12 protein-coding genes are annotated in these 15,475 nt (G+C 37.3%); 3 read left to right on the top strand and 9 right to left on the bottom strand.

What is annotated here, in order from left to right:
• Window positions 1–577: 577 nt before the first annotated feature.
• The 5 genes from E0946_RS05825 to E0946_RS05805 are packed head-to-tail and all read right to left on the bottom strand — an operon-like array spanning window position 578 to window position 6,472.
• On the bottom strand, window positions 578–1,384 hold the full coding sequence (locus E0946_RS05825; RefSeq protein WP_133201530.1) for an XdhC family protein: 807 nt from the start codon (window positions 1,382–1,384) through the stop codon (window positions 578–580).
• Between the two features lie 12 nt (window positions 1,385–1,396).
• Window positions 1,397–2,215 carry an RNA methyltransferase gene (locus tag E0946_RS05820; RefSeq protein WP_133201529.1) on the bottom strand — a complete coding sequence of 273 codons (819 nt, stop codon included), beginning with the start codon at window positions 2,213–2,215 and terminating at the stop codon, window positions 1,397–1,399.
• Window positions 2,212–2,802: a D-glycero-alpha-D-manno-heptose-1,7-bisphosphate 7-phosphatase gene (locus E0946_RS05815; protein ID WP_133201528.1), complete on the bottom strand. Its 591-nt coding sequence runs from the start codon at window positions 2,800–2,802 to the stop codon at window positions 2,212–2,214. Before E0946_RS05815 ends, E0946_RS05820 begins: the two co-directional genes overlap by 4 nt.
• Window positions 2,783–5,191 carry an LPS-assembly protein LptD gene (locus E0946_RS05810; protein ID WP_133201527.1) on the bottom strand — a complete coding sequence of 803 codons (2,409 nt, stop codon included), beginning with the start codon at window positions 5,189–5,191 and terminating at the stop codon, window positions 2,783–2,785. The genes E0946_RS05815 and E0946_RS05810 overlap by 20 nt, the downstream gene beginning before the upstream one ends.
• A 27-nt stretch (window positions 5,192–5,218) precedes the next feature.
• Window positions 5,219–6,472: a DUF4147 domain-containing protein gene (locus E0946_RS05805; protein ID WP_165942097.1), complete on the bottom strand. Its 1,254-nt coding sequence runs from the start codon at window positions 6,470–6,472 to the stop codon at window positions 5,219–5,221.
• A gap of 212 nt (window positions 6,473–6,684) precedes the next feature.
• Between E0946_RS05805 and E0946_RS05800 the strand changes: the two genes are divergently transcribed.
• On the top strand, window positions 6,685–8,181 hold the full coding sequence (locus E0946_RS05800; RefSeq protein WP_133201525.1) for a S1 RNA-binding domain-containing protein: 1,497 nt from the start codon (window positions 6,685–6,687) through the stop codon (window positions 8,179–8,181).
• Between the two features lie 2 nt (window positions 8,182–8,183).
• Window positions 8,184–9,680 (top strand): lysine--tRNA ligase, encoded by a 1,497-nt coding sequence (gene lysS, locus E0946_RS05795; protein ID WP_133201524.1) that lies wholly within the window; start codon window positions 8,184–8,186, stop codon window positions 9,678–9,680.
• A 51-nt stretch (window positions 9,681–9,731) separates the two neighbouring features.
• On the opposite strand, the gene E0946_RS05790 is transcribed toward lysS, so the two are convergent.
• The 4 genes from E0946_RS05790 to E0946_RS05775 are packed head-to-tail and all read right to left on the bottom strand — an operon-like array spanning window position 9,732 to window position 14,237.
• Window positions 9,732–10,949: an ABC transporter permease gene (locus tag E0946_RS05790; protein ID WP_133201523.1), complete on the bottom strand. Its 1,218-nt coding sequence runs from the start codon at window positions 10,947–10,949 to the stop codon at window positions 9,732–9,734.
• On the bottom strand, window positions 10,950–11,711 hold the full coding sequence (locus tag E0946_RS05785; protein WP_133201522.1) for an ABC transporter ATP-binding protein: 762 nt from the start codon (window positions 11,709–11,711) through the stop codon (window positions 10,950–10,952).
• Between the two features lie 2 nt (window positions 11,712–11,713).
• Window positions 11,714–12,976 carry an efflux RND transporter periplasmic adaptor subunit gene (locus E0946_RS05780; protein WP_133201521.1) on the bottom strand — a complete coding sequence of 421 codons (1,263 nt, stop codon included), beginning with the start codon at window positions 12,974–12,976 and terminating at the stop codon, window positions 11,714–11,716.
• Between the two features lie 10 nt (window positions 12,977–12,986).
• Window positions 12,987–14,237: a TolC family protein gene (locus tag E0946_RS05775; RefSeq protein ID WP_133201520.1), complete on the bottom strand. Its 1,251-nt coding sequence runs from the start codon at window positions 14,235–14,237 to the stop codon at window positions 12,987–12,989.
• A gap of 224 nt (window positions 14,238–14,461) precedes the next feature.
• Here E0946_RS05775 and argF point away from each other — a divergent pair, with 224 nt between their 5' ends.
• A complete protein-coding gene (gene argF / locus E0946_RS05770) occupies window positions 14,462–15,463 on the top strand; it encodes an ornithine carbamoyltransferase (RefSeq protein ID WP_133201519.1) in 1,002 nt (333 codons plus the stop codon).
• The last annotated feature ends 12 nt before the right edge of the window (window positions 15,464–15,475 follow it).

Below are 15,475 nucleotides of genomic sequence, written 5' to 3'. Positions count from 1 at the left end.
CTTATGCAGTTATCACATTTTTTTAAATAAATAATAAAATCTGCGTAATCTGCGTGCTTCTATTATAATCCTTATCTTAATATAAATAAACTTTTATCTGTGTTATCTGTGTAATCTGTGAGAGCCATTTTCAATTCATAACTCTATCCATCTTATGCAGTTATCACATTTTTTTAAATAAATAATAAAATCTGCGTAATCTGCGTAATCTGCGTGCTTCTATTATAATCCCTTTCTTAATACAAATAAACTTTTATCTGTGCAATCTGTGTAATCTGTGAGAGAAATCCCATTGCGGTAAGAGATTTTCATCTTGGCTTTTTATGATGTGGTGATAGGGGAATCTTAGGGGGCTGAAGAGGAGCTTATGTCCACTTTCGGACATGAGCTGGACATAAGCTGGACATGAGCTGGACATAAGCTGGACATCAGGTGCAAAGAGATAAGGGTTACAGTTATTTTCGTTTAAAATTATGGTATCTAACGATAAATCAGATAGATACGGGTTATTTTACGGAATGAAGCAGGATGATTTTGTTTGATAAATAAATTTTTATGAGAGATTCTATGATGGTGATTAAATCTTATCTCTGGAAAGAATGAGAATTATTTCCGCTAAAATAGAAACGGCAATTTCGTAGGGAGTTTTTGAGCCAATAGGTAGTCCTATGGGAGAGTGAACTTTTTGGATTTCCTCTTCTGAATAACCTTTAGCTTTGAGTATCTGGAAAGTTTTCTCTGCTTTGCGTTTACTTCCAATCATACCTAAATAACGAAAAGGCTTATCTAAACATTGTTCCAGCACCTGTTCATCGTAGATATGCCCCTGAGTCATAATGACAATAAGGGCATTTTGATTGAATTGAATGTGCTTTTCCAAGTCCTTATAATCGCTTAAATGGAGGTCATTACAGATTTCTGGAGGAATATTCTCCAGAGCTTCAGGACGATTATCAATGATTCTGGTCTGAAAATCGCAGAGATTAGCTAAATGAGCTAAGGCTTTTCCACAATGTCCTGCACCGATGATGTAAAGAATGTTTGAAGAGAAAAGTGGTTCTATAAAGACAGAAACCTTGCCTCCACAGACCATTGATAAGGGAATACCTTCTGTTCGTTCGGGTTTTTCACCCTCTTCAGAAAGCAGATAAGTTTCCAGAATTGGGGAAGAAGGTTGTTCCTTACGAACCCACGATATAAGCAAGTGTTCCAGTTCTCCACCACCTAAATTTCCATAAACCTTTCCCGACAAAGGGATAAGCATTTTCATTCCTGGTTTGGCAGGAGTGGAACCAATAGAAGATATAATAGTAACTTGCCAGACAGTTTGATTTTTAGATATTAGTTCATTTAAGATAGCATAATATTCTTTATTTTCGGACATAATTTTCCTTCCTCATTTTTGCGGTAAGTTTCCCCAAACTATCTGATAGGCACAAATTGCACAAGCAACAGCAACATTGAGAGAATTTTTCCAGCCTTGAACCGGAATAGCGAGAAAACTATCACACAGTTTTAAAGTATTTTGGCTTATACCCAGACTTTCATTTCCGACTACTAACGCCAGAGGAAATTGATATTTAACCTCATAAATGGACTTCGCTTTCGCTGCAGTCTCTAAAGCATAAATATAATAACCTTCTGATTTAGCCGTAAGAATGGCAGTTTCGGTTTGAGGGAAATATTTCCACTGCACTTTATCTTCCGTTCCCATAGCAGTCTTTTTTAAAGCAGCACTTTCTGGTGTGGCACAAACTCCACAAAGATAAATGGCTTGAAGATTTAAACATTCAGCGGTGCGAAAAATTGAACCAATATTGAATGCGGAACGAAGATTATCCAGTATCAAAATTATTTGCTGAGCTTTTCTTTGTGCTTCCGCATCAACCACTTTTAAGCCATCTCCTTTTCTAACTTGAATCTGGTAATCTTTAAAGGATTTTCCCCGTGCTCTCTGATATTGGACTAAAGCATTAGAGATTTTATCAAAGGATTCTTCTTGTTGCAAAGCCTGACTTAGTTGGGAAACATATTCCGGTAATGGTGACTGCATCCAGGAAATACAATGTACTATATTCTCTTTTAATTCAAAGTTATTATTTTTTTGAGAAAGAGATTGCGAAAGTGAGGAAACTAATTTATCCAGAGCTTTCAATTGATGAACAGGAGAAAGTGAAGAAAATTTGCTCTGGCTAAAATGATTTATGTTCTTCATTTTGTTAGCATTTGAATAAGCTTAGCAGCAGTGAGTAAATTTTCTGCTATGAAATCAGGTGTATATTCCCAGCCTTCAAATCCAGTCAAAAGTTCTTCTTTTCCGTGACCACTCAAAAGTAAAACTGTTTTTAATCCTGCTTTTTTGCCAAAGTAAACATCGGACTTTCTATCTCCCAACATCCAGGATTTATTCGGGTCAAAAGGGTGATCTCTCAAAGCTTTATAGAACATACCTAATCCTGGTTTGCGGTCTTCATGAGCAATATTGAAAGGAGGCACTGTTCCTGTTTCCAGATAAGGAGAATAATATATATCAGTAAGAATTATACCTTCATTATTGAGCAATTCTCTGAGTTTGGCGTGAACCTTTTCTAATGTTTCCAGGTCAAAATATCCTTTAGCAATCCCAGCTTGATTAGTCACTATGATTAGCATATAGCCTAAATTCTGCAAAATCCGGAGTGCTTCAATGGTATAAGGATAAAGATGGTATTTTTCCGGATCTGGTTTTAGTCCAAAATTATCCGGGCTAATACAACCATCCCGGTCAAGAAATACAGCTTTTTTAACTTCTTCCACTATCATGAGTCTGGAATCTTAAAGCATCAGGGAACACTACATTGAATAATGCTATCCGGTATTCCCAGTATTCATTTCTTCTACTGTAACTGAAATCTAACTTCCAGCAATGTAAATCGCGGATTATATGAAAAGTTTGAGAGAGCATCTTGCCCGTTTTTAGATTAACATAATTTCCATAACTGATAGACCAATTTTGGGTAATTTTGAAAGAAGAATCCATTCTGAGATTCTGTGAAACGGGATCGGACATACTTTTAGTGGCACTAAGGTCGTGCGATAACGATAATTTCCAGTTATCCTGTCCACTTAAAGAGGTGATTTCTTCAGCAAATATTTGAAGACTATCAGGAGTTTGATAAGGGTCAAAGGTTCTATTCTTTTCCCTGGTGAAATATTTTTGATAAGGAGCAGAACCTGTAAGAGTTAAAGCTTGAGAAAAATATTGGTTGGAAGGTTGCCAATCCAGAAGATGCATCTTATAAGGATTATGATAGAGACTATATTGAGCAGAATAAGCAAGAGAGATTTTATCCAGTTTATATTTAGTTCCTGGCATTTGAAAAGTTCCCAGATTAATAGCTCCTGGTCGGAAATATGCGCTGTGGGATAAATTGCCAAAAGGGTGGTCTTTTTTCACGAGATTAGCAGAAATTCCGGTTCTCCATCCAATTAAGTCATTAATCTTTTTGTTATCATTTCCATATTTAATCTGCCATCTCTGGTCTAAAGAGAGATTCAGATTTGCTGCTTTTCCAGCATTACTTAGATATATCCCACCAAAATTATAGAACTGTTTATTTTTAGTAAAATCTGGACTGATACTGATACCAGCAGAGGGTGTTAATAAATGACGGATGGATTTTAACCATCCCTGCTGAAAGTTTCGCACACCATAAACATTGAAATTGGTATTGGTATAGGCATAATAATCATTTCCACGCACCCAATTATTACCATTTTTATCCCGATCAAACCAGGCTTCATTATAGGATAAACCATGCTGGAAATTTAACCATCCTAAGGCTTTCCAATTATAAGATAGACCAAGTTGCTGCTTTATACCAGCGTTATGCTGAGTTAGATAGGAGTCTGGATTTTCTGGGTCGGTCTCATTATTCCAGATATAATCCTGAAAATCTCTATGAGGTGCATTCATTATGCCTATATGGTCAAAACGAACATTATAGTTATAACTGATATTACTCCACCAGGCATCAGGACTTCGCTCTGGATGATAGAAGATTTCATAGACAGGTCTGGAAGGCAAAGAAAAAGTTGCAGAAGGAAGTGAAATACTGGCACGATTATTAATTAAATCTTCTGTGTAGGTTGAACCGATATTTAGATATGAACTAAGTAAGGGTTGACGATAGGAAACAGAAGAGGTCACAGTTTGAGCGAGACTTTCATTAATGTCCGAGCTACCTTCCCAGATACGTTTATTGCTAACAAAATCTACATTTAAATCAAAAGTAGCTTTATTTCCGAGCTCTTGATGATGATTTGCTTTAACCGACCAATCATTGTAGGTTTGTATATCGGTAAGCTTTTTCTGATAGGCGGCATTCAGATTTCCATTTAAGATATAACGCTTGAGGTAACTCAAGTTTAAATCCGCTTTCCATCCCGTCTTTTCATAAAGGTCAAAACTCACAATGATATCTGCATAATCTTTATAAGGATAGTACCAGGCAATATCTTTAAGGAATTTGCCATCTACCACATTATAACCAGGGACAGGAATTAAAAAACCAGGATGTCTTCCTCGCTCTAAAGGAATAGTTATAAATGGGAAATAGAAGATAGGTAGATGATTTACATAAGCCACCACATTTTTCCCTACAATTTTATCCTTATTATAGATACGCACCTGTTTTGCCGTAAACCAGAAATCAGGCTCCTCATATTCGCAGGTGGTGAAATTGCAATCGTCTACATCATAAGTCTCAACATCTATTTTCCGCACCTGTTTTCCACTATAAAAACTCTTGTCCATACTGCTGATACCATTTTCCATTATACCGGTTTGAGTTTCTATATCATAAGCCACATTTGAACCCAGAAGGATTTGAGCCCCATCCTGCATAACAGTATTACCTACACTATAAGCACAATTGGTCTTTAAATTTATAACAATAGAATCACTGCTAATGGTGAATTCTTGATAACGGATATTGGTATTGCCATAGAGCCTTATCTGTTCAAGATTTTGGTAATAGGACACACTATCCGCTGAATAGAAAAGTGAATCTTCTTTAACTTTAGCTTGAGTGAGAGTATCTGGCACAACTTCAGGTAGTTTTGAGGGAAAAACATCTCTCTCATTTTGTGCCAGAAGTACTAAAGATAGGGGGAAAGATAAAATTAACAGGATGAGTATAAACTTATTCATCAGAAGCTAAAATCAGTCAGTTTGCCTTCAGCGAAATAGGTTATTTTGGGGTTCATCTTGATTGGCTAAATGATTAGATAATCTATAACCACAAGAAAGGACATACACATCATTGACATTAGTGGATAAAATTGGAGCAGGAAGTATATGATTTATAGCTTTTAAAGCAGTGTAGCTATCAAATTCCTTTTTGGCTCTGACAATAGAAATTTTGGCATCAAGAATTTCTTTACGTGTATAGCTATCTGCCCAAGCACCTCCACTTCCGACTACATTATCACAACCATCTGTAGCAAAACAAAATAGCGCAGAATTATTAAACCTGGATAGAGGATTAATCATATTTAAAACCAGATGACTGCAACGACCTCCTGAACCATTACCAGTTACTTTAACAGAAAGCTCACCACCTGCAATATAGATAAAAGGTTGTATAGTAATAGGTAGCATAGCTGAGCCATCTAATATATCGGTTAATAAATTAACCATTTTATTCATTGAATAAGTGTAAAATTGGGGGTCCTGATACACATTGAGCCCGGCAGATTTAAATTCATCAGATAAATTATTACAAAAGGACTGGTTATCTGCCACGATATGATAACGGATATCCTTGTTTCCATATTTATAGTTCCAGCCATTTTTCACTGCAGTATCTATCATAGCTGGTGTAAAAGGTCCAGAGCCTAAAATATGAGGATTGTTTTCAGGAACATCCGAGACCGCAAAGATTTTAATATTTTTAGCTTGGACAAAAGAAAGCGCCTTTCCATTTTTCACCTGAGAATATTTAGACCGCTCTTTATTCATTTCTTCTATATTTTTTCCGCTTTTTAAGAGTTGTTTATATATCTCAAGCAACTGTTGTTCGCTGATTCCCTCTTCGGGAATTTCAAACAAAGCAGAAGTGCCACCTGAAAGTAATATGATAAGGTCATCTTTAGGTGAAGAATTTTTTAGCCAGTTTACAATGGTCTTGCTATGGGCAAAACTATTCGCATCAGGAAGTGGATGTCCCGCTTCCAGCACAGTTATCCCTGGAATGGAACCGTAGGTTAAACCATATTTGGTTAAAACAAAACCCTCATAAGATATATTTTTCTGGGCAAGTATATTAGCACAAAGCGATGCCATCTTCCAAGCTGTTTTTCCAATCGCCAGTACATTAGTTTTAGAACTGAACTTTCCCTTTTCCAGTTGTTTCACAAGTTCAGGATATTGACAAAACCTATGCATCACTCTAAGATAGCTTTGATAGATGGTAAGGTGGAAATTGTCCAAATTTAAGCTCCTGAATTTTATTAATTTATTCCCTTTTCTATAAATAATCATTTAGTCAAGCGGATTTTTGAGTTTGATATAGGTAAGAGCTGATGTTTAAGGGTTGATATTTATCTTAAAGAGGAAGAAATACATAAGAACAACAAAAAAACCTTTACAAAAACACTCTCTCTGAAAAGTTGATATTCTTGAATTGTCCTGAGGAGTCAATTATGTCAGAAAGAGTAAAAGAAACACGCAGTAAATCTGCAATTAAGGTTATGCGGGAAGAATATAACCGCTTACTGGAAGAGTCCTTCCAGAACACCGCTGAATATAAAAAAGGGGATGTTGTTGAAGCTCCCATAATAGATATCAGCGATAAATATATAATAGTTAATCTGGGCGGCAAGTATGATGCTTATGCCGATGTAAGTGAATATACTGATGAAAAAGGCGAATTGAATTATTCTATCGGTGATATTCTAAAAGGGTATATCGTTGATTCTAATGAGCAAGGTTTTGTCATTGGTAAGAGTTTAACTCGTCAATATGTAGATAAAAATGCCCTAATGGATGCTTACGAGCGTAAAATCCCCGTAGCGGGTAAGGTTTATGGGATCACCAAAGGTGGATTTAATGTTGATGTGCTTGGTGCCAGAGCATTTTGTCCCTTATCCCAGATATCCCTGCACGGTGCAGAACCTAAAGAGAAATACATTGGCAAAACAATGGATTTTCAGGTTATAGAATGCTCGGATAATTGTCGTAGAGTTGTGGTATCTCATCGTCAATTTCTTGAAGCTCAGGAACAGGAAAAGAAAATGGCTGCTTTGGAAAAGCTTCATCCTCAAGATGTAGTTAAGGGTAAAGTTATGCGGATGACGAATTTTGGTGCCTTTGTGGATTTAGGAGATATAGAAGGATTACTTCATGTATCCGAGATTTCCTGGCAACATGTAGCCAGACCTCAGGATGTGCTAAAAGTTGGACAGGAAATAGAAGTAAAGATTTTGGATATCAAAGATGATAAAATAGCCCTTTCAATGCGAGCCTTACAGGATAATCCTTTTGAACAATTTATTAAGGAAAATCAGGAAGGCGATATTGTCAATTGCCGTGTTCTTCGTTTACTGGATTTTGGAGCTTTTGTGGAACTCAAATCCGGAGTTGAAGGTCTTATTCCTCTATCCGAAATAAGTCATAAACGTAATATATCGCATCCACGAGAATTATTAAAAGAAGGTGACTATGTGGAAGCTCAAATTCTGAGGATAGACCCAGATAACCAGAAGATATCGCTTTCCATGCGTGCACTTCAAGCTGATCCCTGGGATAATATAGATGAGATTGTGCAAATAGATATACCCTTTACTGGCAAGGTAGAAAGCTCTACCAATTATGGTGTGTTTGTTACCGTAGCTGATGGTATTACCGGTCTTTTACCTCGTTCTCGTTTGAGAGAGAAAGATTCTTTTAAACCTGGTGATGAAGTCAATCTTGTAGTTACTGAAATAGATAGGGATAATCATCGTCTGACCCTTGATTATCCAGACCATTTACCTGAAGAAGGTAGAAGTCAGCATAAAAGAACTAATGAGCATACCAGTCAACGAGATAGCTCTATATCATCACGGAGAAATGGTAAATTCCGTGGTGATGAAGAATGGCGTAGATATGCGGTTCAAAAGACTAATCCCTCGGATGATAATCCCTTCAAAGACTTATAATAATGCAATCTCGGGAGAACCAATTTATCCAGCTTCGTAAACAAAAACTGGAGAAATTATATACTGCAGGAATTGACCCTTATCCCATAAAATCCCATAGAACTCATAAAATCACTGAAGTTCTAAAGGGAAAAGAGGAATGGGTTGCTTCCGGTCAAGAAGTTATACTGGCTGGAAGACTTGTAGCTATGCGTCGTCAGGGCAAACTTGGTTTTGGTGACCTGGAAGATGCCAGTGGGAAAATTCAAATCTATGTAGCACAGAACCTTGTAGGCGAAGAAAACTACGAACTTTTCAAGCTTTGTGATTCAGGCGACTTTATTCAGGCGAAAGGAACGCTGTTTTTTACTCAGGCAGGTGAATATTCTCTCAAAGCCAGTCAAATAAGTTTATTAGCCAAAAATCTTAGACCCTTACCTCCTATAAAAGAAAAGGTCATAGATGGCAAATTAGTGCGATATTCAGCCTTATCTGATGTGGAACTTCGTTATCGCAAACGCTATCTGGATTTGTTATTAAATCCATCGCATCGTGACATTTTTATTCGGCGAGCTAAAATTATTTCAGCTATTCGCTCTTTTCTGGATGAACGAGAGTTTATTGAAGTTGAAACTCCTATTCTTCAACCTCTTTATGGAGGAGCAAATGCTCGTCCCTTCGTCACTCATCATAATGCCTTAAATATTGACTTATATCTTAGAATTGCTACAGAGTTATATCTAAAAAGACTTATTGTAGGTGGATTTGAAAAGGTTTATGAATTGGGTAAAGATTTTCGTAATGAAGGAATGGACCGCACTCACAATCCAGAATTTACTATGTTGGAACTTTACGAGGCTTATTCTGATTTAGAAGGTATGATGGAGCTGACAGAATCTTTATTGCAATGTTTAGCAATGGATGTGCTTCATCAGTCTATTTATAGATTCAAAGGATATGATATAGATTTATCCAAGCCTTTTCAAAGAGCTTCAATGCAGGAACTTCTGAAGGAATATCTGAACTTGGAACTTTCTGAAGATGATTATGAGCAGGCTTTGGCTTTTTGTAAACAGCACGATATTGAGGTTCCACCTGGTTCTAAAACGGGTAAACTTATATATTTAATCTATGAAGATATGGTAGAAGATAAAATTATCCAGCCAACATTCGTAACTGATTTTCCCAAGGAGGTCTCACCTCTGGCAAAAGCTAAACCAGATAATCCTTTCTGGGCTGATCGCTTTGAATTAGTTGTTGCCGGATATGAGCTTGCCAATGCTTTCAGTGAACTTAATGACCCTCTGGAACAAAGAGTTAGACTTGAAGCACAAGCTGCACTAAGAGCGTTGGGTGATGAAGAAGCTGCTGTAGTAGATGAAGACTTTCTGGAGGCTCTGGAATATGGAATGCCTCCTATGGGTGGTTTAGGAATCGGTATTGACCGTTTAGTGATGCTGCTCACTGAAAATGATTCTATCAAAGAGGTTATTCTATTTCCTCAGATGAAACCCGAATAACCTCATTCAATAGAATCTGTCTAAATTCTTATATACTTTTAATTCTCTTCCTTACTCATACCTGAGGGCATCAATCAGATTCAGATTAGCTGCTTTACGAGCAGGATACCAACCAAAGAATATTCCAACCGCACAGGAGAAACCTACTGCCAACAAGATAGACCATGGCGTCACAGATATACTCCAATTCATAGTTTGACCAAGGATAACAGCCAGAGACCAGCCCATAATAATTCCAATTAAACCGCCAATCAAGCTAATAGTGATAGCTTCAATAATGAACTGGAGGAGTACATCTCTTTTACTTGCTCCTACTGCCATCCGGATTCCTATCTCCTTGATACGTTCTGTTACAGAGACCAGCATAATGTTCATAATCCCAATTCCACCGACCAAAAGTGATATTCCTGCAATACTTGCTAGAAGGACTGTTAATGTTTTAGAGACAGTATTTGCTGCTTCGGCAATATCGGTTTGAGAACGAACGATAAAATCATCTCGGGTAGTCCCATTATGACGAGTAAGCAGCAGATTCATTATATCTTCCTGAACCATAGGGATTTTTTCTTTAGAGACAGCTGAGACCATAATAGTCATAAATCTCCAGCGCTGTCCAATCAATCTACTAACCGTGGTAGTATAGGGAGCAATCACTATATCATCCTGGTCCATTCCCATAGAACTGGCACCTTTAGATTTAAGAACACCTTTAACAGTGAAAGGAATGTGACGGATACGCATCGTTTTACCAACCGGGTCTTCACCAAGAAAGAGATTATCAGCTACCGTTTTGCCTATAACACATACCTTAGCTCCACTTTCCACTTCTGAAGGATAGAAGTATTGACCTTCTTCCAGAGAAAGATCACGGATAAGGAAATAATCAACATCTGCTCCTGCAATACTTCCTCTCCAGTTATTACTACCATACTTTAATTGACCGTAGGTGCTATAAACTGGAGATACATAAAGCACTCCATCAATAGTTTCCTGTATAGCTTTCACATCGCCTTCATCCAGTAGATTTCCTGAACCTGCAGCTTGTCTTGCTCTGCTTTGAGTATTGCTTGTATTGGATATAACCATGATGACATTAGTGCCCATACTACTAATTTGGTCATTGACGACCTTAGTAGCTCCTTGACCTATAGCAATCATAGTTATAACTGCTCCAACACCAATAATTATGCCAAGCATAGTCAGAAAGGTCCTGGTTTTATTACGAGCAAGAGATTTGAAGGCAATCTTCATAATGCTTATAATATCCATTTAAGAGACCTCCTCTTCTATATCCAGACGGGGAAGTTTTTTCAAATCTACTGAAGCAATATGAACATCGTTATTGGGAACATCGGAGATTACTTTTCCATCACGGAAGGTTATAATCCTGAGTGCATATCGTGATATATCAAATTCATGAGTTACCAGGACAATAGTTTTACCTTCTGAATGGAGTTTCTGAAAAAGCTCCATAACCTCTACACTGGTTCGGGTATCCAGATTTCCAGTTGGTTCATCAGCCAGAATAAAGACTGGGTCATTAACTATGGCTCTCGCTATTGCCACTCTTTGCTGTTGACCACCAGAAAGCTGATTGGGATAGTGTTTAGCACGGTCTGCTAATCCAACAACTTCCAGTGCATACATAGCTTTTTCTTTGCGTTCTTTGGTAGACATTTTACGACAATAGAGCAAAGGAAGCTCAACATTTTCCAATGCAGTGGTTCTTGGTAGAAGATAAAATGCCTGAAACACATATCCAATCTTCTGGTTTCTCACTTGTGTTATAGCCTTATCATCCATATCTGCAACATTTATACCATCCAGTAGATAAGTGCCTGTAGTAGGTCTATCAAGACAGCCTAATAGATTCATAAATGTAGTCTTTCCTGAACCGCTGGCTCCCATTATGGCAACGAATTCTCTATTATCTATATCCAGATCTATACCTCTAAGTGCATGGACATAAACTTCACCCATTTGGTAGGTCTTGGTTAAACCTTTAACACTGATTAGAATATTGTTGTCCATACTTAGAATCTGCCTCCCCTCGGACCGCCCATAACGCTATTGCCGGTTATTTGAGAGGCATTTTTATAATTGACTCCAGTAATTATTTTAGCCTTCTGGTCAAGTTCACTTAATACTTCTATGTAGGCTCCATCTGAAATTCCAGTTTGAACTACCATAAGTTCTGGAACATTATCCTTGAGGACCCAGATGGTCGAAAATTTAGGTCTTCCATTAGAGAAATTCTTATTTCCTACATTCATCGTGCTTGTTTTAGCAGAATTCTGTGAAGAAGCTGCTTGCATTGCTGCTCTACGAGCCTTAGTTATGAGATTATCCTCCCACTTTAAACCAAATAGTTCCCACACTTCTTTACTGGGAAGAAATCGGGTGGCTGTAACAGGTATACGCATAACATCTTCTTTAGATTGAATAATTATAGTAACATTGGTGGTCATACCAGGAAGCAACTTGTGCTCCGGATTATCTGTATCAATTATAACATGATAACTAACCACATTTTGTTCCACGATAGATTTTAATCGGATTTGATTGACAGTGCCATAAAATTGCTCTTCAGGATAAGCATCCACCGTAAATTCTACTGGCATACCTACCCTTACTTTTCCTATGTCTGCCTCATCAACAACAGCCGTAATTTCCATTATATCAAGATTATTTGCTATTTTGAAAAGAGTGGGAGAACTCATTGTTGCTGCTACCGTCTGTCCTTCTGAAACTTCTCTGGATACTACCACCCCATTTATCGGAGAAGTGATAGAAGCGTTCTGAAGATTTTTTTGGGCAGTTTTAAGTTTCAGAATAGCAGTTGCTAGATTCTGTTCGGCTTGTTGATAAGTATAAAGTTTCTTTTCCATTTCATATTGTGAGCCCATACCCTTTTCGTAAAGGGTCTTACTGTTTTCATATTCCATTTTAGCATCATCACGAACGATAGTGGCTTTATTGACATCTGCTTTGGCTGATTCAAGATTGGCAGTTAAAATTTCCGTATCCAGTTTTGCCAGTAGTTCACCTTTTTTAACCGTGTCATTGAAATCCTTATACAATTTCTCTATTTTTCCAGACACCTCTGTTCCTACTTCTACCAGCATAGTAGGATTTAATGAACCAGTTGCAGTTACAACTTCACGGATAGTGCCAATAGAAGGAGTTTCTGTTCTCCATTCTGGCATATTTTTCTTCTTATTAACCTGTGATATAACCACGATTACTGCGATGACTACAACGGCAATAATGATGTAAGTGAGGTATTTCTTTTTCATATGTCCTTCTTTACCATTTACCCATAATTTTTAATGAAAGTAGATTATTTATAGCTTCTTGCTTAGCTAAAATTTGATAACGATTAGAGTAATAGGAAATTTCTGAATTGATAAAATCCACCCGAGTCTTATCCAGTTCCAGTAAATCAATTAAGCCCAGACGATAGCGTTCCTCTGCAATCTGTATTTGACTATTGGCTTGTTCCAGTTTTTCTTGATATAGCTCATCCAGACGGTTCAGGTATTCCAGTTCACGAGTCAATATTTCATAGAGGCGTTCCATCTCATCAAGCTGGTCTTGTATTTTTAATTCTGCCATTCTAACACTTAGATTGGAACGTTTTACTGTCTGATTTTGTTTAAATTGATTCCAGATAGAATAGCTTATTCCTAAGGAAAGCGTATGTTCAGTGTTGTAGGATTCAAAAGAAAAATCTTCGCCTCTGGCATTCCGAGCAAAACTATAGGTGAGCTTTAATTGAGGTAGGAAATCTGTTTTATTTTGTTTTAAGCTTAACTGAGTGCGACTTAACTCATTCTGAAGAGTTTTGATAGCATAGCTTGTCTCCGGAGAAAAATCAGGAATTGTTAATTCTTTATCCGGTTCTAAATCAGCTAAATCATATCCTTCATCTTTCATATTAACCAAGCCAAATAGTTCTCTTCTCTTTGTAGCGATTGTGTTTTCCAGTTGCATTATAGAGATACGAGAATTCATCACTGCTATCTCACTTTCTTTGACATCAAAACTGGTATTTTTCCCCAGCTGATTTAGTATTTTAGTCTGTTCCCAGACTCTGGTCTGAATCTCTAAGTTTTTGTTTAATGAGAGCAGTTGTTTCTGGGAGCTTAACACATCCAGGTAAGCAGTAAAAACATTGTAAGCGTAGGAACTGATTTTACTTTGTAAGTCCAGAGCACCCCTTTTTTCATCCAGCTGAGCATATTTATAGTTATACCAGTAGGGGTCATTCAAGCTAAGACTTTTACTTATGCTGAATCCAGCGCTGCTACTTAAATCGGATGCTTTTCGAGTTTCAGGATGGTAAAAGTCATTACGGACGCCTAAATCAAGAGAGATTTCAGGCAAAAGATTGAGTTTTGCAGAGGTTAAGTTTGAACGAATGGATTCATAAGTTAAACCTGAGCTTTGTATTGTCAGACTATTCTTTAAGCCGTAATCTATTAGCTCGTCCAGAGTATATTGCTCAGCCATTAAGGCAAAGGGCACCAGAAAGAGCAACCAGATGAAGCGTTTCATAATTCTATATTCCTTAATTCTAAAATATTTTTCCGATAGAAAGAGAAAAATGCTCTATTTATTTCTTACCCATAATGTATCAATTTCCTTCATTTTTCTCTTCAAATTATTCAATAAAGCCCTTATTTCTGTAGGTTAAGAAATAGACAAGGAAAACTTCTTGCCTTTAAAAGTCAGTTTTTTAAAGCTGCTCTTATAAGGTAAATGATAAAAAGGAGATTATTATGCCGGTAAATTTAAAGAATCGTCATTTTCTTACCCTGATGGATTTTACTCCACAGGAAATTGAGTTCTTATTAGACCTTTCACTTCAGCTAAAAAAAGCTAAGTATGCTGGCACGGAACAACCTCGTCTTAAGGGGAAAAATATTGCTCTTATTTTTGAGAAAGACAGCACGCGCACTCGTTGTGCCTTTGAAGTAGCTGCTTATGATCAAGGTGCTAAGGTAACCTATTTGGGTCCAACTGGAAGTCAGATGGGGAAAAAGGAATCCATTGCTGATACTGCCCGAGTTCTTGGCAGGATGTATGATGGTATAGAATATAGAGGTTTTGGTCAGGAGATTGTGGAAGAACTGGCAAAATATGCTGGCGTTCCAGTCTGGAATGGTTTAACTGATCAAGATCATCCCACTCAAGTTCTGGCAGATTTACTAACCGCTCAGGAGCATCTTCATAAACCTTTCACTGATATGGTTTTCGTCTATGTGGGTGATGGAAGGAATAATATGGCAAATGCCTTGATGATTGGCTGTTCTAAGATGGGTATGGATTTTCGTATTGTTAGCCCTCAATCTCTTTTTCCTGATCTCTCTTTAGTAGATAAATGTAAGGAAATGGCTAATACTACGGGAGTAAAAATTACTTTAACTGATGATATTGATGAAGGTGTAAAAGATGCTGATGTAATCTATACCGATGTTTGGGTCTCTATGGGAGAGCCAGAAACCGTATGGGAATCACGCATTCAGCTTTTAAGACCTTATCAAGTGAATTCCGAATTGATGAAAAAAACAGGGAAAGACAGCACTATCTTTATGCATTGTCTTCCTTCTTTTCATGATTTAAAGACTCAAATAGGAAAACAAATTGGAGAAAGATTCAATCTCTCTGCTATGGAAGTCACTGATGAGGTTTTTGAATCACCTCAATCGGTGGTATTTGATGAAGCCGAAAATAGAATGCACACCATAAAAGCTGTGATGGTAGCGACCATAGGAAATTAAAGACAATATAAA

It is taken from the genome of Candidatus Syntrophosphaera thermopropionivorans (assembly GCF_004353895.1).
Classification (GTDB): Bacteria; Cloacimonadota; Cloacimonadia; order Cloacimonadales; family Cloacimonadaceae; genus Syntrophosphaera; species Syntrophosphaera thermopropionivorans.
The sequence above is the reverse complement of the archived record's forward strand: the minus strand, read 5'-3'. Positions and strand labels throughout refer to the sequence as shown.

Excerpts from the sequence above, each read along its gene's own strand:
- E0946_RS05780 (WP_133201521.1), bottom strand. The coding sequence starts at position 12,976 with ATGAAAAAGAAATACCTCACTTACATCATTATTGCCGTTGTAGTCATC.
- E0946_RS05825 (WP_133201530.1), bottom strand. The coding sequence starts at position 1,384 with ATGTCCGAAAATAAAGAATATTATGCTATCTTAAATGAACTAATATCT.
- E0946_RS05775 (WP_133201520.1), bottom strand. The coding sequence starts at position 14,237 with ATGAAACGCTTCATCTGGTTGCTCTTTCTGGTGCCCTTTGCCTTAATG.
- E0946_RS05800 (WP_133201525.1), top strand. The coding sequence starts at position 6,685 with ATGTCAGAAAGAGTAAAAGAAACACGCAGTAAATCTGCAATTAAGGTT.
- E0946_RS05785 (WP_133201522.1), bottom strand. The coding sequence starts at position 11,711 with ATGGACAACAATATTCTAATCAGTGTTAAAGGTTTAACCAAGACCTAC.
- E0946_RS05790 (WP_133201523.1), bottom strand. The coding sequence starts at position 10,949 with ATGGATATTATAAGCATTATGAAGATTGCCTTCAAATCTCTTGCTCGT.
- E0946_RS05815 (WP_133201528.1), bottom strand. The coding sequence starts at position 2,802 with ATGATAGTGGAAGAAGTTAAAAAAGCTGTATTTCTTGACCGGGATGGT.
- E0946_RS05810 (WP_133201527.1), bottom strand. The coding sequence starts at position 5,191 with ATGAATAAGTTTATACTCATCCTGTTAATTTTATCTTTCCCCCTATCT.
- E0946_RS05820 (WP_133201529.1), bottom strand. The coding sequence starts at position 2,215 with ATGAAGAACATAAATCATTTTAGCCAGAGCAAATTTTCTTCACTTTCT.
- lysS (WP_133201524.1), top strand. The coding sequence starts at position 8,184 with ATGCAATCTCGGGAGAACCAATTTATCCAGCTTCGTAAACAAAAACTG.
- argF (WP_133201519.1), top strand. The coding sequence starts at position 14,462 with ATGCCGGTAAATTTAAAGAATCGTCATTTTCTTACCCTGATGGATTTT.